Annotated in this window: 20 protein-coding genes and 1 other annotated feature; of the genes, 3 read left to right on the top strand and 17 right to left on the bottom strand. The window is 43.9% G+C overall.

What is annotated here, in order from left to right; translation table 11 throughout:
* Nucleotides 1-12 precede the first annotated feature (12 nt).
* The 5 genes from EKQ44_RS11295 to nadB all read right to left on the bottom strand — a co-directional run bounded on the left by EKQ44_RS11295 (nucleotide 13) and on the right by nadB (nucleotide 6,385).
* The gene (locus EKQ44_RS11295; protein WP_237663670.1) at nucleotides 13-993 is read right to left on the bottom strand and encodes an aminoglycoside phosphotransferase family protein; all 981 of its coding nucleotides are present in this window, start codon (nucleotides 991-993) and stop codon (nucleotides 13-15) included.
* Nucleotides 977-2,461, bottom strand: coding sequence for a SafA/ExsA family spore coat assembly protein (gene safA, locus EKQ44_RS11290; protein ID WP_237663669.1), 1,485 nt, complete (start codon nucleotides 2,459-2,461; stop codon nucleotides 977-979). Before safA ends, EKQ44_RS11295 begins: the two co-directional genes overlap by 17 nt.
* A gap of 397 nt (nucleotides 2,462-2,858) precedes the next feature.
* Nucleotides 2,859-3,962 carry a quinolinate synthase NadA gene (gene nadA / locus EKQ44_RS11285; protein WP_237663668.1) on the bottom strand — a complete coding sequence of 368 codons (1,104 nt, stop codon included), beginning with the start codon at nucleotides 3,960-3,962 and terminating at the stop codon, nucleotides 2,859-2,861.
* Between the two features lie 4 nt (nucleotides 3,963-3,966).
* Complete coding sequence (gene nadC / locus EKQ44_RS11280) at nucleotides 3,967-4,809, bottom strand: carboxylating nicotinate-nucleotide diphosphorylase (RefSeq protein ID WP_237663667.1); 843 nt, start codon at nucleotides 4,807-4,809, stop codon at nucleotides 3,967-3,969.
* Nucleotides 4,766-6,385 carry an L-aspartate oxidase gene (nadB, locus tag EKQ44_RS11275; protein ID WP_237663835.1) on the bottom strand — a complete coding sequence of 540 codons (1,620 nt, stop codon included), beginning with the start codon at nucleotides 6,383-6,385 and terminating at the stop codon, nucleotides 4,766-4,768. The genes nadC and nadB overlap by 44 nt, the downstream gene beginning before the upstream one ends.
* Before the next feature lie 144 nt (nucleotides 6,386-6,529).
* On the opposite strand from nadB, the gene EKQ44_RS11270 reads away from it, so the two are divergent.
* Together EKQ44_RS11270 and EKQ44_RS11265 are read left to right on the top strand one after the other, a co-directional pair.
* Nucleotides 6,530-7,675, top strand: coding sequence for an IscS subfamily cysteine desulfurase (locus tag EKQ44_RS11270; RefSeq protein WP_237663834.1), 1,146 nt, complete (start codon nucleotides 6,530-6,532; stop codon nucleotides 7,673-7,675).
* A 3-nt stretch (nucleotides 7,676-7,678) separates the two neighbouring features.
* Nucleotides 7,679-8,215: a transcription repressor NadR gene (locus EKQ44_RS11265; protein WP_237663666.1), complete on the top strand. Its 537-nt coding sequence runs from the start codon at nucleotides 7,679-7,681 to the stop codon at nucleotides 8,213-8,215.
* 333 nt (nucleotides 8,216-8,548) lie between these two features.
* On the opposite strand, the gene pheA is transcribed toward EKQ44_RS11265, so the two are convergent.
* From pheA to EKQ44_RS11205, 12 genes are all read right to left on the bottom strand, one after another.
* On the bottom strand, nucleotides 8,549-9,421 hold the full coding sequence (pheA, locus tag EKQ44_RS11260; protein ID WP_237663665.1) for a prephenate dehydratase: 873 nt from the start codon (nucleotides 9,419-9,421) through the stop codon (nucleotides 8,549-8,551).
* Between the two features lie 53 nt (nucleotides 9,422-9,474).
* Nucleotides 9,475-9,918: an ACT domain-containing protein gene (locus EKQ44_RS11255; protein ID WP_237663664.1), complete on the bottom strand. Its 444-nt coding sequence runs from the start codon at nucleotides 9,916-9,918 to the stop codon at nucleotides 9,475-9,477.
* Nucleotides 9,919-10,063: 145 nt separating this feature from the next.
* The gene (gene obgE, locus EKQ44_RS11250) at nucleotides 10,064-11,350 is read right to left on the bottom strand and encodes a GTPase ObgE (RefSeq protein ID WP_237663663.1); all 1,287 of its coding nucleotides are present in this window, start codon (nucleotides 11,348-11,350) and stop codon (nucleotides 10,064-10,066) included.
* Between the two features lie 56 nt (nucleotides 11,351-11,406).
* Nucleotides 11,407-11,937, bottom strand: coding sequence for a Spo0B C-terminal domain-containing protein (locus EKQ44_RS11245; RefSeq protein WP_237663662.1), 531 nt, complete (start codon nucleotides 11,935-11,937; stop codon nucleotides 11,407-11,409).
* A 227-nt stretch (nucleotides 11,938-12,164) separates the two neighbouring features.
* Nucleotides 12,165-12,455 (bottom strand): 50S ribosomal protein L27, encoded by a 291-nt coding sequence (gene rpmA, locus EKQ44_RS11240; protein WP_168863583.1) that lies wholly within the window; start codon nucleotides 12,453-12,455, stop codon nucleotides 12,165-12,167.
* Nucleotides 12,456-12,467: 12 nt separating this feature from the next.
* Nucleotides 12,468-12,794: a ribosomal-processing cysteine protease Prp gene (locus tag EKQ44_RS11235; protein ID WP_237663661.1), complete on the bottom strand. Its 327-nt coding sequence runs from the start codon at nucleotides 12,792-12,794 to the stop codon at nucleotides 12,468-12,470.
* Between the two features lie 15 nt (nucleotides 12,795-12,809).
* The gene (rplU, locus tag EKQ44_RS11230) at nucleotides 12,810-13,118 is read right to left on the bottom strand and encodes a 50S ribosomal protein L21 (protein ID WP_010195925.1); all 309 of its coding nucleotides are present in this window, start codon (nucleotides 13,116-13,118) and stop codon (nucleotides 12,810-12,812) included.
* Between the two features lie 15 nt (nucleotides 13,119-13,133).
* Nucleotides 13,134-13,222, bottom strand: a sequence feature (ribosomal protein L21 leader region).
* 58 nt (nucleotides 13,223-13,280) lie between these two features.
* On the bottom strand, nucleotides 13,281-14,732 hold the full coding sequence (locus EKQ44_RS11225) for an Rne/Rng family ribonuclease (protein ID WP_237663660.1): 1,452 nt from the start codon (nucleotides 14,730-14,732) through the stop codon (nucleotides 13,281-13,283).
* Between the two features lie 23 nt (nucleotides 14,733-14,755).
* Nucleotides 14,756-15,625 carry a M50 family metallopeptidase gene (locus EKQ44_RS11220; protein WP_269151627.1) on the bottom strand — a complete coding sequence of 290 codons (870 nt, stop codon included), beginning with the start codon at nucleotides 15,623-15,625 and terminating at the stop codon, nucleotides 14,756-14,758.
* Complete coding sequence (locus EKQ44_RS11215) at nucleotides 15,618-16,400, bottom strand: M23 family metallopeptidase (protein ID WP_237663659.1); 783 nt, start codon at nucleotides 16,398-16,400, stop codon at nucleotides 15,618-15,620. The genes EKQ44_RS11220 and EKQ44_RS11215 overlap by 8 nt, the downstream gene beginning before the upstream one ends.
* A 331-nt stretch (nucleotides 16,401-16,731) precedes the next feature.
* Nucleotides 16,732-17,493, bottom strand: a complete 762-nt coding sequence (locus tag EKQ44_RS11210) for a type II secretion system protein (protein WP_237663658.1) — start codon at nucleotides 17,491-17,493, stop codon at nucleotides 16,732-16,734.
* 15 nt (nucleotides 17,494-17,508) lie between these two features.
* Entirely contained in the window at nucleotides 17,509-17,997 is a 489-nt protein-coding gene (locus EKQ44_RS11205) for a prepilin-type N-terminal cleavage/methylation domain-containing protein (RefSeq protein WP_237663832.1), read from the bottom strand.
* A gap of 53 nt (nucleotides 17,998-18,050) precedes the next feature.
* Here EKQ44_RS11205 and EKQ44_RS11200 point away from each other — a divergent pair, with 53 nt between their 5' ends.
* Complete coding sequence (locus EKQ44_RS11200) at nucleotides 18,051-19,199, top strand: prepilin-type N-terminal cleavage/methylation domain-containing protein (protein WP_237663657.1); 1,149 nt, start codon at nucleotides 18,051-18,053, stop codon at nucleotides 19,197-19,199.
* Nucleotides 19,200-19,229 lie beyond the last annotated feature (30 nt).

The following is a 19,229-nucleotide window of genomic DNA, read 5'->3' as shown; positions in this document are numbered from 1 at the left end:
TAGCTTTATTGATTATTGTATCAGATTGTTGAAATTCGTCAAAAACTGTTTGCGATGATTCCAGGTAGAGATAAAAAAGGAAAGATTCGCATAACTGCTTGGTACCCCTTCACCATCCATGGATTGGGAAAATGAATTTCCCTCCCTTAGGATGTCCATCGGAAAAGAAAGCGCCGTCCAACACCATGGGTGCTTGTTGAAAAGCTCCTCTAAAAAGGAATGCGATCCAAACAGTTTCCTATCCCATCTAAGGAAAGGGAGAATCCTGCTAGCGTACTGAACATAGTCCCATTCAGCATTCTCTATGGAAAGGAGGTCATAATCGATTAAATACACTTTATTATCTGTACTTCGAATAAAATTATGACTTGCGACATCCCCGTGCAGGACTACAGCTTCCGTATCCTTAAAATTGGCAGGCAAGGCATCAAGCGCAAGATGACTATAGTATTGAATTTCACTAATTACTCCAGAGTTAAACCATTTTGATAAAAAAGGTGCGTTCTGCTCAAATAAATTAAGGCGTGTTTTCCACTTTTGGACCGTTGTTTCAACAGGTAGCCCTGGTAGGAGATCAGGTAAAACCTTTTTGGAATGGTGATGAAAATCCTGGAGAGCCATCAACCCATCCACCCTGTCCTCCTTCTTCAAATAAGTGAACTTTCTTGTAGCAGAAAGAAAGCGTGTGAGCACCCAATAACGCCCTTGTTCGTCCATCACATACCTTCCCTGGCCCAACTGCTCATACGTAAGACCGTTATGAAAACCGCTTTTATGTAGAAGGCGGCTGAAATGGATGATGGAATCAAGGTTTCCGTATTCATAATAGCCCTTAATAATATAACTCCCATCATCCGTTAAGATTTTGTAAAGATTATCTTTTATTTTGTTGTAGGATAGAATGTTCATATTTGTTTCATGTGCTAAACGGAAGAAAAGACGATTTCGGTTGAAATCGTCCCTAAAAGTGGGTTGGTTAGCTTTCATCATCATATTCTGGACCTTCGAAATCTGATCCCTCAGCACGCTCTTCATTCGTGTATCCATACCCATAACCTTGTGGATTATAATATCCCGGAGGTGCCATTGGGTAGCCATAAGGAGCATAGCCGTATGGCACATCGTTACGATAACCTTGTGGTGCTCCACAGCCACAGTCGCCACCAGCGTTGGTCCCTACTCCTGCTACCTGTTGTTGGTCATTACCCATCGGTCCGAAACCTGAACCAGGAGCAACCGGCCCCATTGGATAACACGGATAACCACCCATTCCACCCATCGGACCCATTGGCATTCCTTGTGGCATCATTTGTGGCATTCCCATTCCTTGCATTCCAGGCATCATCCCTGGCATTCCCATTCCTTGCATCCCAGGCATCATCTGTGGCATTCCCATTCCTTGCATGCCGTTTTGAGCCATCTGATCTTGAACACCCATTACTGCGCTTTCCATATCTTCGTGACTCATGTTCGGCATTTGGCCCATTTGTTGCAACTGTTGCATTTGCTGCATCATTTGCTGTTGCATTTGACCATAATCCATGTCAGGAGATTCTTCGCCTTGTTGAACTCCCATTACTTGGGATCCATCCATTCCTTGCATCCCTGGCATCATCCCCGGCATTCCCATTCCTTGCATTCCAGGCATCATCCCTGGCATTCCCATTCCTTGCATTCCAGGCATCATCCCTGGCATTCCCATTCCTTGCATTCCAGGCATCATCCCTGGCATTCCCATTCCTGGAGCTCCCCAGCCTGGTCCCCAACCATGGTGGTGATGGTGGTGTTTTGGCGGACATGGTGGTGGACATAACCCGCTACCAGGTAAAACCGGAGAAATTGGATAGCACTCTTCCATCTGAGGAGCAGGTTGTTGGACACCCATTACTTGCTCCGGACTTTCAGGACTTTCCTCTTTCGGTTTTGGTATGTTCACAGGCATGTTAACATTAGGCATATTTATGTTCGGCATTTTCATGTTTGGCATTTTGAGATTAGGCATTTTCATGTTCGGCATCTTCTCATTAGGCATCTTCATGTTTGGCATTTTCTCGTTCGGCATTTTTACATTGGTTGGTTGCTTCTGGAAGTAATTATTTACTTCCACTTCAGGAAAGTAAGGTTTCAGCTGAGGCATCTTAGGTGTGTATGGTGTTTTCGGCGCCTCTTTTACCGGTTGCTCTTTCACTGCAGGCTTTTTCGGCATTTCCTTATATGGATGCTGCGCTTTCGGTGCCTGTACTCCCATCACTTGCTTTGGTGCTTCTTTCGTCACACCCATCACTTGGCTTTCTTTCTTGACAGGTACTCCTGCCATCGGCACTTTTATTTTCATTCCAGGCATAATCATGTCAGGATTGCTTAATTGTGAATTCGATTTCTTTAGCTCTTCAAAATTCACGTTATATTTCTGGGCAATCTTCCACAATGTATCCCCTTTTTGGACAATATGGATTTTCAAGGATTTTCCCTCCTTAGCAAAGTCTCTACAGTCTATGAGTTGTGTAGGCATTTTGCCACTATTCTTCACATCAACATATGCGTGAAAAAGAAAGTTTATGATAAAAAACATGGACACCGCAGGGAAAAAAGGATTTTTCCGAGGCGGCGCCCATTTTTTAAATTGACTATTTTTTCAATGTAGCTTTTCTTGAGAAGACCCTACTAACCAGGGACTTTTAAAAATTCATGCCAAAAGGAGGGGAGTTGAAGCCAAAATGACTCGAGTTCGTGCCAAAACACGCCAAGTTCATGCCAAAACCCACCGAGTTCATACCAAAGCTCATTTTCACAGCTGTCACGATACTCCATAGTTCACATATTGCTTCCTACAGCCCGCTGCCTAAGCCCTGAACATATCAAGCATGTTCTAGCATTTTGTCCAAGGCGGAGATAGCGTGGTCGGCTATTTCTTTTTCTACTGTGATGCGATTGATGACTTCTCCGTTCTCTATCGACTCTAACGCCCATAATAGATGGGGGAGGTCAATTCGGTTCATGGTGAGGCATGGGCACATGTTAGGGTTGAGCGACACAATTTCCTTATCGGGATGCTGCTGAATGATTCGGTTCACCAGATTCATTTCGGTCCCGATAGCCCATTTGCTTCCTGCAGGAGCTTTTTCGATTGTTTCTATAATATATTTCGTACTGCCTGCAAGGTCGCTTTTCTGCACCACTTCCCACGTGCATTCAGGATGGACGATTATTTTCATGTCAGGCTTCTCTGCTCTTAGATCGGTAATATTGTCGAGTGTGAACTTTTCATGGACGGAACAATGGCCTTTCCAAAGAATGACCTTTACATTTGATGGGTCCCCTTCGTATTCTAATTCGTCTGTAATCGGATTCCAAACTGCCATTTCATCCAAAGGAATGCCGAGATCATAGGCTGTATTTCTCCCAAGGTGTTGATCTGGCAAGAATAAGATTCTTTCCTTTTGGGTGAATGCCCACTTTACCATTTTGTGCGCATTCGATGAGGTGACAGTTGCCCCTCCTCTTTTTCCGCAAAATGCCTTGATAGCAGCCGTCGAATTTACATAGGTGAGCGGCAGCATCGTATCGCCAAAAACTTGTTCTAATTTTATCCATGCGCGTTCGGTCTGATGAATATCAGCCATGTCAGCCATGGAACAGCCTGCACGCATATCCGGCAGCACCACTACCTGATCTGGATTTGTAAGGATATCCGCAGTTTCCGCCATAAAGTGAACACCACAAAAGACAATATTGGACGCTGTTGTCTCGGCAGCGGCTTGAGCCAACTGAAGAGAATCCCCCGTAGCATCTGCAAATTCAATCACTTCATCCTTCTGGTAATGATGGCCCGGTATAAATAGATCAGATCCCATTCTTTCTTTTATTGCCTTTACTTTCTCTTTCATTTCCTCTGTTGTCATATCACGATATTTTGCGGGCAACATCCCGTTGTCTTTTTTCACTAATTCTAATATATTCACCCTGTTAAACCCCTTTCGCCCCAACATTAAAACTTATATCCAGCGCTCGTGCAGAATGGGTAAGGAAGCCGAGCGATATATAATCGACACCTGTTTCACGGTAGGAAGCGATAGTGCTGAGATTGATCCCACCAGATGCCTCCGTAACAATATGCTTTGGTACATGTTGGAGGTACTCTTTTATCTCTTCGGGTGTACGATTATCAAACATGATGACGTCCGCTCCAGCTTCCACTGCTTCTTGCACCTGTGCCAGCGTTTCTGTTTCGACTTCGATTTTGATCATATGGCCAATTTTCTCTCGCACTCGTTTTACCGCTTCCGTGATGCTACCGGCAAATTCGATGTGATTGTCCTTAATCATCACCCCGTCATATAATCCAAACCGGTGGTTATACCCCCCACCGCATGTGACAGCATATTTTTCTAGCATTCTAAGTCCTGGTGTGGTTTTTCTCGTATCACAGATTTTAGAATGGTCACTTGAAAGGTCGGATACAGCTTCTGCGGTCAATGTGGCGATTCCGCTAAGTCGCTGGATCAGATTCAGGGCGACACGTTCTGCACCTAAAAGCGCCCTCATGCTTCCCTCCACTGTTCCGATGACTTCCCCTTTTTCCATCCACTCGCCATCTTTTTTGAAAAGGGTCACCACAATGTTGGAATCAAGCATGGCAAATGCCTCTTGAATTACTTGTTCGCCGACAAATACCCCATTCTCTTTTGATAGGAATGTCCCTCTTCCCTTCTCCTCTTTTTGAAAAAGAACGTCGGAAGTGACATCCCTTTCACCCATATCTTCTTTAAAAAAACCACGCAGCATCTCTTGCAGCATGATGGTATTCATTTGACTCCCTCTCCTTTAGCCCTGATTTTTTCTCTGTATGGATAATTCTGACCTTTCTCCACGCTTCCTTGGACACAGGATAGTCAGACCGGTAATGCGCCCCCCTGCTTTCCTGTCTTTGGAGTGCGGATTCTGTTATAAGAAAACTTAATTGAAGCATATGAATTTTTTCTATATCTTCCATTCCAAAAATTTCTGTAAAATGATGAACCGCCTGCCAATATGGCTGATAGGTTAGCAGCCAGTCTCTTAATTCGGCCAATCCGTCCTCATGCCGGACAATGCCAGCATGCTTCATCATCATTTGCTGGATGTCTGATTTACTTGGAAGTGGCACTGCCCTTTGTTGCAACAGGTCCAAATCTCTTGTCATCATGGAGCTTTGATTCCAAGACACGTCTTGATTGAAAGGCTCTCTTTTCAGAAGATGCTCTGCAAGCGTTTTGGAAAAAACAATGGTCTCTAATAAAGAGTTGCTCGCCAATCTATTAGCCCCGTGTACTCCATTACAAGCAGCCTCCCCAACAGCATATAATCCAGGCAATGTCGTTTCACCATGGATGGTCGTTTGAATTCCCCCCATATAAAAGTGAGCGCCGGGAACTACTGGAATAAGCTTTGTCTTCGGATCAATGCCCTGGTTCTTGCAAAGGTTGGTTATGGCAGGAAACCTCTCTTCGAATCTATCCACTCCATCAATATTTAAATAAACTTTTTCCCCTTGCTCCAACTCATGAAAAATTGCCCTCGAGACAACATCTCTTGGCGCCAGGTCCTTTAGTGGGTGGATCAATTCCATGAAGCGGTCACCCTTACCGTTTTGGAGAAAAGCGCCTTCCCCCCGCACCGCTTCCGAGATCAGCCCCACCACTTTTCCATCCAAAGAAAGCATGGTCGGATGAAACTGCATAAACTCCAAATCTGTCAGGGCAGCACCAGCTTGATAAGCAAGGGACAGGGCCATCCCGTTGATACTTTCATTATTGGATGTGTAAGGATAGAGTGCTCCTGCCCCGCCTGTAGCAAGCACCACATAAGAAGCAAAATAATTCGTTCTTTCTCCGTTAAGATTGAATGTCTGCACCCCACAACAGTCATTGTTGTCAACCAAAATTTTGATAACGGTTTCATGTTCCACCATCAGGACCTTCTCAGATAGTGTTGATTGCAGCCACTCCATCAGTTCCTTGCCGGTCTGGTCTCCGCCTGCGTGCAGGATGCGGCGTTTTGAATGGGCACCCTCCAACCCAAGCATATAATCGCCATGGCCATTTTTATCAAATTCCATGCCTTTTTGAATGAGGTGCTGCAATTCAGCCGGCCCCATCTTCGTCAGTACCTCCACGGCATCTTCCTCGTTATGGTAGCAGCCAGCCGAAAGTGTATCCTCATAATGTAATTTCCATGAATCTGTATGTTCGATGGCACAAGCAACTCCGCCTTGTGCAAGAAAAGAATTATTATCGTTTTTACTCGACTTTGTGAAGATAATCACATTCATATGCTCACTTAAATAATTTGCAGTCAAGAGAGCAGACAATCCGCTTCCAACTACAATGACATTTGGTCGTAAAATAGACACAAAAAAACCTCCTGTGTATATAAGTGTCTTGACACCTATATTTACATATTTTTATACTGATGACAAGAGATTTTTTTAAAGACTAGAAGATTGCTAGATGAACCCGGTTTGGCACACTTCATTCGAGAAGGAGATTTACTGATGATATATTTGGATTATGCCGCAACTACACCGATGAGCAAAGAAGCCTTAGAGGCCTACCAACAGGTTGCACGCCAATATTACGGCAACAGCAGCAGTTTGCATGATTACGGCTCAGCCTCTACCAACCTTCTTGAAACATGCAGATCTGAGCTTGCCCGGATGATCTCCGGCAAAGCAGAGGGGATCTATTTTACAAGTGGCGGAAGTGAAGCAAACTATCTGGGAATCCGCTCCCTCCTAAAGGGAAATGAACAGAAAGGGAAGCACATCATTACCACCAAAACCGAGCATGCTTCCATTCATGCTCTATGCAAGACACTCGAAAAAGAAGGCTATGACGTAACATGGCTACCTGTGGACGCTAATGGCATCATCGCTTTATCTCAGTTAAAAGCCGCACTGAGAGAGGATACATGCCTTGTTTCCATCCACCATGCCAATTCGGAAACTGGTATTTTGCAACCACTTGAAGCTATAGGTTCTCTATTAAAAGAGAAAAACATCCTCTTTCATAGCGATTGTGTACAAACTTTTGGTAAAATACCAATAGATGTGGAAAAGTTTCATCTGACTAGCTTGTCCCTCTCCGCCCATAAAATTTATGGTCCAAAGGGCGTGGGTGCACTATATATCGATCCGAAGGCACCTTGGAAGTCACCGTATGAAGAGGCCAGTCATGAAAAGGGAATGCGTCCAGGAACCGTAGATGTTCCTGCAATCGCCTCCTTCTTGACCGCCGCACAGGTGTTGGAACCTTTGCAGAAAGATCTAAAAGAAAAATATGAAATGCTTCGGATCTTTTTCTTGAGACAGATCCAAAAGGCATGGCTACCAATATCCGTAGAAGGCGAGCATGCCAACGGGTTGCCACATATACTCGGCCTGAGAGTCACAGGATTGGAAGGGCAGCATGTTATGCTGGAGTGCAACAGAAAAGGCATCGCGATTTCTACAGGAAGTGCGTGCCAGGTTGGTTCCCAATCTCCTTCCCGCACGATGCTAGCCACAGGCAAAACAGATGATCAAGCACGGGAATTCATTCGCATCTCATTCGGAAAACACACAACAATCAAAGATTTAGAGCTTGCGGTGCAGGCCTTAAAAGAAATCATAGAAGAACAGATGAAAAGGAGCGGCTGATTAATGACCCAAGAAAAGAAAGTCCTAGGGGAAGAGCGTAGGAATCTTCTGCTGCATTGGCTGCAAACGGAAGACAAGCCGCTGACCGGCGGAGAATTGGCTGGACGGACCAATGTAAGCAGACAGGTAATTGTCCAGGACATCTCCCTCTTGAAAGCTAAAAACGAACCAATCCTGGCAACAAGCCAAGGCTACGTCTACATGAAACCTTTTGGAGAGCAAGTGAAAAAGGAGCGCATCATCGTATCCTTCCATGAACCCCATCGCACGAAAGAAGAGCTGTATATCTTAGTCGATCATGGCGTAACCGTGAAAGATGTGCGGATCGAACACCCGGTCTATGGCGACTTAAATGCATCGGTGATGGTATCGAGCCGCGCGGAAGTCGATGCGTTCATACGTAAAATTAAACAGACGAAGGCATCCTACCTTTCCCAACTGACAGATGGGACGCACCTGCATACGATTGAAGCGGATTCGGACGAAAAGTTGGATGCAGCATGCGCAGCATTGAAGGATGCGGGGATGATAGTGGAGTAGGTCAAATCCTTCTACTAGAGCCAGATAAAATGGGAACCTAAAAAAGCCTGTCTAGAATGCACCGACACCGGCATTCTAGACAGGCTTTTTCATTTTTTATCTCAATGGCTCTGTTAACACCGCTGTTGATTTCCGCATTAGGCTTCGCATTCCTAGGGGCGTTTGGGGAGCCCTGCGGGGTCTCCCCTAAAACGCTATCTCCCTCAGGACAAGGAAGGCTTCGACAGCGATACATCGCACGAAGAAAATGCGTAGCATTTTCGAGGAGTCTTCGCCTATTGCTCCAACCAACAGCTAGGTTGCTGCACCAAACGAAAGTATGCTTTAACAGGGCTATTTCAATAAATAACTATTATATCTCCCCAACACTTTCACCGTACACCCTAGCGCCTCCAGCTCCTCGATGGCTGGCGGTATGAGCGGATGGTCCATTGCCTCATTCACATCAATGATGAAAAAATAATTGCCTAATCCTGTTTTCATCGGTCGTGATTCAATCTTGGACAAGTTCAGTTTTCTCCACGCAAACACAGACAACACTTGGTGTAGTGCACCTGATTGATCGGTCGGGAGCGTCACCATCATAGTGGTCTTCTCTCCCTCACTTTTGTATTCCTCATTATATAGGTTTACCGCTTCATCACGGTGAAGAATGATGAATTTGGTATGGTTGTTATCATAATCATGGATGTTTTCTTGAAGGATTTTCAAATTGTATTCCTTTGCGGCAAGCGCATTGGCAATACACGCAGCCTTTTTGGAAACCCTGTGATCGGAAATCAATTTAGCTGCGGCGGCCGTCGATGATGTCGTTTCATAGACTGCATTTGGGTAGTTCTTATGTAAAAACTTATGGCACTGAGCAATCGCATGCGAGTGGGAATAGATTACTTCCAATTCGTCGCCATTGTGAACATTTTCAGGATGTATCAAAAGATGCTGGCTGATGGGAATCGTCAATTCCCCCACTATCGGAAGAGGGCAATCATGAATCAGGTAATCCAGCGTTACATTCACAGACCCTTCAATCGCATTTTCAAGCGGTACAACCGCAAAATCAACCTTCCCCTCTAACACCGCGTCCATACATTCCGGGATGGTGGAAAAAGCCTTTTTCCTAGCTTCCGGAAAAAATCTTGTCACGGCCATATCGGTAAACGTTGCTTTCGGTCCTAAAAATCCTATTCTTTGTTGTGATGGTGTCATTCTCTCTACTCCCCTATCTAAACTATGCTTACTCAGGGTGGCACCTTCCGATCTTAAGCGCCTGTCCCCAAGATCTCTACTTTATCTACAAATTCTAATCGCTTTAACATCGAAAGTAAAGCGTTGATATCACCTTTTAACCCGGACATATCAAGGGAAAGGGTGACGTTTGCTTTCCCTTGAAGCGGAATGGTCTGGTGAATGGTCAAGACATTGCATCCTACGGTGGCAACGGTTGCAAGAAGTTGTGACAACGCACCTGTTTGATCTTCTAGGTGAAAGAATAAAGTCATGATTCTTTCCTTTACCATGGTGTGGAACGGAAAAACGGTATCTCGGTATTTGTAAAAGGCACTGCGGCTGAGGTCCACCTTCTGGACTGCTTCGGCGATGGAATCCACTTTCCCCCGAGCAAGCATTTCTTTCACTTCAAGCGACTTTTTCATCGCTTCGGGCAGGACATCCTCCCGCACTAAAAAGAACTTCTCCTCTAACATCGGATCTCTCTCCTTTTTCTCATCAGGCATTTTAGGATGAAAAATTTGGTTTACTTCCTGTGGACTTCGTTCCAGGTGTTCCGTCAACAGGATATCGCTATATGTAAAGAAGAGAGGATAATATGCATTATCCCCTCCGGTAAATCTATTCTACAAATTCAAATTCGTATTTCTGAAGACGTACGATGTCGCCGTCTTTGGCGCCGCGTGCACGCAATGCTTCATCCACACCCATTCCGCGAAGCTGACGGGCAAAACGCTTGATAGACTCTTCATGATTAAAGTTTGTCATCACAAACAGTTTCTCCAGTTTTTCGCCAGAAAGTACATAAGCACCGTCAGGATCCCTTGTGATTCTGAAGTCTTCTTCCTCTTTCTCATGCTTGTAAACCACGCGTTGCTCGATCGCTTCTTCTTCTTCGTAAAGTGGATACTCCGGCGCATGCTCAAGCTCGTCCGCCACTGCGTACAAGAGGTCGCGAAGTCCGCTGCGGGTTAGAGCAGAGATAGGGAATACCTTCACTTCCTCGCCCACTTGTTGCTTGAATATCTCCAGGTTCTCCTCTGCATCCGGCATGTCCATTTTGTTGGCAACAACAATTTGTGCACGCTCTGTGAGACGCAGATTATATTCTTTTAGCTCTTCATTGATGGTCTTGTAATCCTCATATGGATCACGGCCTTCTAGTCCGCCCATATCCACTACATGGATAATGACACGAGTACGCTCGATGTGACGAAGGAATTGATGTCCTAGCCCTACACCTTCATGCGCACCTTGAATCAGTCCAGGTAAATCGGCCATGACAAAGCTGCGGCCGTCTTCGGTCTCCACTACCCCTAGATTTGGTACGATAGTAGTGAAGTGGTATTCGGCAATTTTCGGTTTGGCTGCTGAAACAACCGATAAAAGTGTAGACTTCCCTACACTTGGGAAACCGACAAGTCCAACATCGGCAAGCACTTTCAATTCAAGTACGACATAGCGCTCCTGGCCGGGTTCCCCGTTTTCGGATACTTCCGGTGCAGGGTTTCTAGGTGTAGCAAAGCGCGTGTTTCCGCGACCTCCACGTCCACCCTTCGCAACTACATACTGCTGTCCGTGTTCTGTTAAGTCAGCTAATGTTTCCTTTGTATCATCGTCCATGACAACAGTTCCAGGTGGAACCTTTACAATCATCGCTTCCGAGTTTCTACCATGCTGGTTCTTGGACATTCCGTGCTCTCCACGGTTTGCTTTGAAGTGACGCTTGTAACGGAAATCCATTAGCGTACGTAGCCCTTCTTCTACTTGAAGGATGACGTCTGCCCCTTTCCCACCGTCACCGCCGGCTGGTCCACCATCCGGTACATATTTTTCACGACGGAAGGCTACCATTCCGTTCCCGCCGTCGCCACCTTTTACATAAATCTTGACCTGATCGACAAACATTGATTATTCACTCCGATATGTCAAAAGGTAACAACAACACCTTTTGCGTTCATTTTTTAAAACCTGTAAGACACTTGGATGGTACTTTGCTCAGGAGTTAACACCTGTTCATGTACTGTAAATCCATCCGGCTGTTTTTGCAGCCACTCCGTTAAAAAGTCTGTATCTTCTAGTATTCCATTTATATCAAAAAAGAAACGAATTTCTGCCTCTTCTATATTCAAACTTAAAAACAAATGGTTATCTGCTTTTTTGTTCACCGCATTTTCCAGGTCGGTAAACAAAGAAGAAATCCATTTGTACAATAGCTCATCCGCTTTTGACAAGTTCACTGGCTCCCCGATGACCTCGTATTCCATCGCAAACAACCTCGGCTCCCAATGGAAGGTAATCAGATATTCTGCAAGTGCAGGGGCGTGTAAATTCGTCAAATTGGATTCATGATTGGCCTCAAGCACAATTTCATCTATCAAATTATTCACTCGCTCCAAACGTCCCAGAGACAAATTCGCTTTAATCAACTGAATCCGATTAAGCCAATCATGCCTCGAATGACGCAACACATCCAACGTCCCTCTATTTATCATAATACCGTACTCCTAGTCCCAACTTTAATTCCAATACCTTCTTGACTATGTCGATTATAGCATAAAAAAAGAAGAAAAGGGGGTCAGACCCCTAAAGGATTTTCGTTAATGACGTCGAATATATGCCGAATATATAAAGTTTGCTTTTGCCCTTTTTGCCCGGCTGCTCTTTTGTCGAGCGCAATAAAAAAACTCTAACCTAAACATAGGCTAGAGTTCCTTTGGAATTATGCTTCTTGAGCAACAGGATATACGCTAACTTGTTTGCGGTCACGGCCTAGACGCTCGTAACGAACGATTCCGTCAACCTTCGCGAACAATGTATCGTCTCCACCACGTCCAACGTTTGCTCCTGGGTAAATTTTCGTACCGCGTTGACGGTATAAAATAGAACCACCAGATACTAGTTGACCGTCTGCACGCTTAGCGCCAAGACGCTTAGAGATAGAGTCACGACCGTTTTTAGTACTACCTACTCCCTTTTTGGAAGCAAAGAACTGAAGATCTAATCTTAACATGTATTCCACCTCCTACTTAGAAATGGTTATATAATTTCCATAGTCACGTTCAATCGTCTCTAAAGACACAACCATACCTTCTAGCAACAGCTGTACTTTCTCATGTGTCATCTCATCCAAACCGGATGGGACCGAACACTTTAAAAATCCATCTGCCCCTTGCTCAATATCAGGAGTGACCTGACATAATGACATGACCGCGTTCACCGCACCGAAAGATACGGCAGAAACACCGGCACACACAATATCTGCACCCTTTTTGGCAAAGTTAGCATGTCCAGTTATGGTAAACGATTGGATCAGCTTGTGATCGTCTCGTTTAATTGTAACTTTAATCATCCGATCACCTTTAAATTACAGGTTGATTGCATCAACAGTAACTTTTGTGTAAGGTTGACGATGACCTTGTTTTTTACGGTAGTTTTTCTTCGCTTTGTACTTGAATACAGTAAGCTTCTTCGCACGACCTTGTTTTTCAACTTTAGCCGTTACAGTTGCTCCCGCTACTAGTGGGCTACCGACTTTAACATCGTCGCCACCAACGAAAAGAACTTTGTCGAAAGTTACTACATCTCCAGCAGCTCCATCAAGTTTTTCGATGTAGATCGTTTGACCTGCTTCAACCTTGATTTGTTTACCACCTGTTTCAATAATTGCGTACATTCTCTTGCACCTCCTCAATAGACTCAGACTCGCCAGTATCAGGTATATGTAACGAATTCACGCCCATATTTCATGGAACCTGGACTGTGCGGTTGTAGCACGGGTGCTACAAACTAACAAAGAACATCTTAGCATATTCCAAACCCTTATGTCAATAAGGTTTCAGAGCGTTTTTAACCTTTCTTTCGCGTCCCGGGCAGACCCGGCAAACCTAACTTCAAAACGTGGGACCCCGTCTTTTTTTATAAAAAATATCTCGAGCCCCGTTCTTTCCATTATAGAAGAAAGACTCATCAGTTTGTTGACGACCTCCTTGCTTGCTTCCACCACTACCGCTTCGACATCGCTTCCCTTAAACTCCATAAGTTCCCGCTCTAGTTGATAGGTGACGGTATCCACAGAAAACACCACACCCTTTCCATCACACGGTTCACAAGGTTGAAGCAACATTTCCGTCAATGGTTCACGTACCTTCTTACGTGTAAGTTGCAATAGGTTCAATTCGGTAAATCCAATCACCCTCACATGGGAACGGTCTTTCTGAACCGCATTCTGTACAGAACGCAACACCTGTTGCCGCTCCCCGTCATTTGCCATATCGATGAAATCGACAATAATGATGCCGCCGATCTGCCGTAGGCGAAGCTGCCTCGCAATCTCCACTCCCGCTTCTAGGTTTGTTTTCAGCATCGTTTCCTTTTGACCGGTCTTTCCTATGTATTTTCCCGTATTCACATCAATGACTGTCATCGCTTCGGTGTGTTCAATGATGATGTAGCCTCCGCTTGGCAGCCACACGATCCGCTTCAACGCTTTTTCCAGTTCCTGCTCCATGCCCCTTCTTTTAAATATGCCTTCCTTGCCTTGATAAAAGCGAACAGAATAGCCTTTCTTTTTCAAGAGTTGGGAGGTGTAGACATCATCCACCTCGGCAAGTTTCACTTCAGAAGCAGGTATCTCCCTTAGTATTTTTGTTAAAAAATGATCTTCTTCGTGTACCAGGCAAGGAACCTTTACATCCGCGCTTTGCTTCTCCTGGACCTCCAAGAACTGCCGTTGGAGTTCCAACAATTCCGTCTCCACCACATCGGCCTCCACATGTTCACTTGCGGTCCGTAAAATGACTCCTTCTTCTGAAGTCAGCCATTCCTGCAAGAGCTTGCGCCATTCCTGCCTTTTATCATCCGACATTTTCTTGGAAATGGCTTTATACTTCCCGTATGGCTGATACACAATATGTGTCCCCGGAAACTCAAGGAGACCGGTCAGCTTGGCTCCTTTTGTCCCCTCGCCCTCTTTTACAACCTGCACCAAAATCGCTTCCCCCTGGTGGACGAAATGGGAAATGCCCTTTTGTTCCTTTTCCGATTTGGAGAGGGTAGAGGTTTGGTAAGAACACAAATGGTCGCGATGAAGATATCCTGGTTTCTTTTGTCCAAAATCAACAAAAGCGGCTTGCATGCCTGGCAGGACATTCACAACGCGACCCACATATATATTCCCTTCAATCGGATGAGAATTCGGCCGGTCAATCAATAGCTCGACGATTTTGTCATCCTCTTTTATCGCGACCCGTTTCTCCGTCGCTTTCATATCCATAATTAACTCAATCAATGAATTAGCCTCAGCTTTCAACGTTAGTATGAATACAGGATATCTCCTATATCAATTGTCGTCAACTTCTCCTTGAAATAAGCATGAAGCAACTCATTTTCATCAAGCGGCGGCTGTTTGTCGTTTCCCTTCATTACAATGATATTATGCTTGCAATCACGCTTGAACCTCTGAAGCACTTGATGGATCTTCTCCTTCTCATCGACGACAATCGGAGTGATGGTCGAAAAAGAGTTGTTCTTCCCATAATACCGCTCCATCAAGAATCGCATAAACATAAAATGTCTTTGTTTCCATTCTGTATATAAGGAAAAAAAGAGGAAGACCGTGATGATCCATATATTGATATGCAATGGATCGATAAACAGATAGCTCGCAGTAAAAAGCGCCAAGGAGACAAAGGAAGCCTTCAGGGTCCGCTCATGGGCTTGTGCAAACGCGGTGAACCTGCTGAACAGCAGTCCCATGATTTTTCCTCCATCAAGGGGCCAGATCGGCAAAAGGTTCACAAGGAAAATCATTAAATTAAAGGTGAAAAACAACTCCCACATTCCCTGAGATAAATATCCCGTCTCATATAGAAGGAAACCACCCGCTCCAAGCCATATATGCTGCAGCGGACCGGCGAGTGTGACAATCAGTTCTTCTTTCAAGGGACGGTTCCCGTGCTCCTCCATTTCAGCCACCCCGCCGAACGGCAAGAGCAGCACCTGTTTGATCCGCCAATTAAAGTGTGTTGCCGCCACACCATGTCCTAGCTCATGAATGAGTACGATGAAAAAAAGAAGTAATAGTTCCCGGAAGTTAGCAGTTAAAATGGCCAGTCCCACCAAAAACCACATGAGGGGATGGACATGAATTTTCTGAAATAGCCTCAGCCACTTATTATTCAAATGATATCACCTGCATAGGGTCGATAAATTCATTATCCTTTTGGATGGCAAAATAGAACATCCCTTTTGATCCATCCTCAAGCACCGTCGTTTTTCCAAGCACATCGCCTGTCTCTATATAATCATAGAGCTTCACTTCCACTTCACCAAGCTGTCCATACCACGTGTAACTGTTATCTGCGTGCTGGATGATCACGGTTTTTCCTGTGTCCTCTTTCACCCCGACGAACGAGACAAAGCCACCATTCATCGCCTCCACATTAGAGTGGGCCATTGTTTCCACCATCACACCCTGCCCGTTCACCTCAAAGCTCTCAAAAACCCTGCCGGAAGCAGGCAAGACAAAATCATCCGGATTCACCTGGGGTTGTGCACTATTGTTTGGTAATGGCAAGAGGGCCAAGGACTTCCCAAACTTCTCTTCATACCAGTTAGTAAAAGCAGCGAACTGAAAGCTTTGCTCCATCGTTTTCGAGACAAACTGTCGCGGCTTCTCAAAAACACCGGAAGGATTTTGGAACATAATGGCCACCACCAGCACAAGAATCGCCGATGCCAAAATCTTGAACAGGAACAACTCCTTGTTGAATAGAGGATGTCCACCATTCCCATCTGGTCCACTTTCATAAGAGGAATAGCCTGACCCTCCATACCTCTCCTCATCACGCATAATATGTTGTGCTGGCCCAGGATTATTCCGTTTTGGCAGCTGGTTCTGCCGTTGCTTCCTGCGCTTTGCGGCCCTTCTTTTAATTTCCGCTATCCGATCGTTCATACAAACACCCTTCCCGCAAATAGGTTTGTACCATTTTATGACTTGTCCCGGAAGGATATGACGAGGAAGGATACAGTCTATTAAATTTTAGTAAAAGGCTCTGTTAAACGCCGCTGGTGATTTCCGCAATAGGCTTCGCTTATCCAAAGGGCGACCTTGAGCCTCCTCGCAACACTTGGGGGTCTCAAGATTGTCGCTACTCTCACGCAGGAGTCTACGCCTTTTGCTTCAATCACCAGCTAGAAACAGGTCATAGTCAACAACTAACTTTAACAAAGCCTAGCAACATAAAAACAGACCAAGATCTCTCTCAGTCTGTCATGCACCTTATTTAGTTACTCGTTGGGCTTCCTATATTGACACTGCCTTTTCCCCTTAAAGTGAGGCTGCTAGGCTTTTGTTGATCATTCTGGATATATAAGCTTCCTTTTCCAGCAATAAAAACAGTATTATTAAACCTGATTCCAGGGCTTTTCACTTCCAGTATTGCTTGTCCAGTTATCTTAATATCGAAATTAATCGCTTGCGTTCCCGTAATGATACAATGCTTTTTCCCAGACAGATGGACTGTCCCGTTATTTTTCATATTATCTTCCAAGCATTTATAATCATTGGGATCGGAAGGAACCGCCCCCAGCTTATAATTTAAGATAAATTCTTCCTCATTATTTTCTTCCTCGTGTTTCACTCCATTTATATATGCGATACTCTGGTAGGTAATCATAATTTGAGAGGATTCTACTATGTTGGTTATTTCATAATTCACTTCATATTCAAGTCGGTCGGGTGAAGAACTTAGTAAGATTCGTTCTGATTTCCGCCCCTCTAACAAGCTGCTTTCCAATTTAGATTTAATCTGCGTGGGATTCGATCGATCTCCAAGAGCATGGATACTTTGAGAAAGTTCATTTCTAAAGTATTGCTTTCCCATATCAATCAGGTTTTGCGCTTGCACTTTTTCTTCGGTCTTTTTGTTCTGTAATGTACTATTCATCACACCACTAACCAAAGGCGGAGCGATCAAACCGATTACTACAATCGTCAACAGAACAATAAGTACCGTATAACCTTTGTTATTTTTCAATAGCTCCATTAAACTCAGCTCCCATTATATTTCGTTTAAATAATGAAATGTTTCATAAATCAATTTTCCTTCAACTGAGTTATCTAGAGGTTGATAAACCTTAATATGTATTCTATGAAGGGACAGGTCATTCTCTTTGCTATCCTGGCAGAGGGTTATGATAGAATAATAGTCTTTTCCATTCATATCGTATAGTAGCTTTTCCTGGTTGATGCTATCTTTTTTAAACCCTTCCACATCGGGTAAAAGATTGGAAATGATTCGAGGAGAATCGCAACCTGAAGAAATATTCAATAAACTTGAGTCTATTTTACTATATTCTTCAAGGTTAAACAAAATTCTTTCTGCAATATTTACTCCCACTAAGTTTCTCTCTTCTTTGACAGAAAAAAACAAAGCTTGTGAAAAAAAGGTTAGAAATGATAGAATTATGATACTAAGAATGACAATAGATACGATAACCTCTAGCAATGTGAACCCCTTGTCATTTCTCTCTTCAACTATATTTTTCATCAATACTCTCAACCTTCTATTCTAATAAATTTATATGTAAATGTGGTGATACCATGAGGAAATATCTAAAAGATGATGAACGTGGATTAACGCTAATAGAGTTATTAGCAACGATTGTGATAGGGTCAATAGTCATAGGTCTTGCTACCGGTGTTTTAGTTTCTGCGATGAAGCAGAACAAAATGGTGACCGAGCATAATGCACTACGACAAGAAGCTAATTTAATTATTACCAAACTTCGACAGATACATCAAGAAGAACCTTATACACTTTGTTTTAATGAGGACAAAAAGTTATATATCAATGGTTCATCATTAGGTACTGATACCTATACATACAGTGCTGTTTCTGTAGAAAATGTGAATGGGGAACTTACTACAGGATCCCTAGGATGCATTCATGATATCGACGTCAACTCTCCGCTATTGGTGGAATTCACATTGGAAGATAAAGAAGGGCACCAATTCAATTTGAATACCGCCATTCAACGCATCAAGCCGGTTGAAAGATCGGAGGGGGAAGTGGTCGGGGATATTCCTTGGGAAAATAGAGAGGAATTTAGCGCACTTAATCCATCCCATTTAACCGTCAATAATACAAACAATAACCCTTCTAATTGCAATTTTGCCAGTACCACTTTAAATCAAAAGGTATCCGGTACTTTCCCAATAAATAGTGGAAATTGTAGTAGTGTTACCTTTAAAACTCTTTTATTGGATGGTGTGACCTTTCCCGCAGGTTCCAACATCACTATTAATCAAATCTTATATTCCTATATAAATAAGTCTACGATCATACAAGATGGCTGGAGCATCCAAAACGCAACCAACCTCAGGGTAAATCAGCAGGCAAGGTTCGATGGAAAACTTGATCTTGGTCAATATACCTCTTTCTATGTAGATAATAATCTGCATACAAAGAAGGAATTTACCGTGAAAACAAAATCAGATGTCTTTATTGGGAAAGATGCCAATTTTGAACAAGGGGTGTCACTCACCGGAGATTCAGATGTGTTTATCACAGGTAACCTATTTGCTAATGGAACCATTAATGTTGGGCCACAAGCTGAATTATATATTCTCGGGAATCTTTATCTAGGTGATAATATCATAATAAACGGCAGCGAAAACATTTGCGTGGAAGGAGCGGTATCTTACAAAAGTCCAGCTAGCCCTAAATATTCTTTCTCATGTGAAAATTAACTGCTTTTAGAAAAAGCTAGTTTCCTCGTT

Origin of the sequence: Sutcliffiella horikoshii, from assembly GCF_021991925.1 — a bacterium.
In the GTDB taxonomy this organism is placed as follows: Bacteria; Bacillota; Bacilli; order Bacillales; family Bacillaceae_I; genus Sutcliffiella_A; species Sutcliffiella_A horikoshii_F.
The sequence above is the reverse complement of the archived record's forward strand: the minus strand, read 5'-3'. Positions and strand labels throughout refer to the sequence as shown.

Excerpts from the sequence above, each read along its gene's own strand:
- EKQ44_RS11235 (WP_237663661.1), bottom strand. The coding sequence starts at position 12,794 with ATGATTAAAGTTACAATTAAACGAGACGATCACAAGCTGATCCAATCG.
- EKQ44_RS11200 (WP_237663657.1), top strand. The coding sequence starts at position 18,051 with ATGAGGAAATATCTAAAAGATGATGAACGTGGATTAACGCTAATAGAG.
- EKQ44_RS11210 (WP_237663658.1), bottom strand. The coding sequence starts at position 17,493 with ATGGAGCTATTGAAAAATAACAAAGGTTATACGGTACTTATTGTTCTG.
- rpmA (WP_168863583.1), bottom strand. The coding sequence starts at position 12,455 with ATGTTAAGATTAGATCTTCAGTTCTTTGCTTCCAAAAAGGGAGTAGGT.
- rplU (WP_010195925.1), bottom strand. The coding sequence starts at position 13,118 with ATGTACGCAATTATTGAAACAGGTGGTAAACAAATCAAGGTTGAAGCA.
- EKQ44_RS11295 (WP_237663670.1), bottom strand. The coding sequence starts at position 993 with ATGATGATGAAAGCTAACCAACCCACTTTTAGGGACGATTTCAACCGA.
- EKQ44_RS11245 (WP_237663662.1), bottom strand. The coding sequence starts at position 11,937 with ATGATAAATAGAGGGACGTTGGATGTGTTGCGTCATTCGAGGCATGAT.
- pheA (WP_237663665.1), bottom strand. The coding sequence starts at position 9,421 with ATGACACCATCACAACAAAGAATAGGATTTTTAGGACCGAAAGCAACG.
- nadC (WP_237663667.1), bottom strand. The coding sequence starts at position 4,809 with ATGAATACCATCATGCTGCAAGAGATGCTGCGTGGTTTTTTTAAAGAA.
- EKQ44_RS11205 (WP_237663832.1), bottom strand. The coding sequence starts at position 17,997 with ATGAAAAATATAGTTGAAGAGAGAAATGACAAGGGGTTCACATTGCTA.
- EKQ44_RS11255 (WP_237663664.1), bottom strand. The coding sequence starts at position 9,918 with ATGTTAGAGGAGAAGTTCTTTTTAGTGCGGGAGGATGTCCTGCCCGAA.
- obgE (WP_237663663.1), bottom strand. The coding sequence starts at position 11,350 with ATGTTTGTCGATCAGGTCAAGATTTATGTAAAAGGTGGCGACGGCGGG.
- EKQ44_RS11215 (WP_237663659.1), bottom strand. The coding sequence starts at position 16,400 with ATGAACGATCGGATAGCGGAAATTAAAAGAAGGGCCGCAAAGCGCAGG.
- EKQ44_RS11265 (WP_237663666.1), top strand. The coding sequence starts at position 7,679 with ATGACCCAAGAAAAGAAAGTCCTAGGGGAAGAGCGTAGGAATCTTCTG.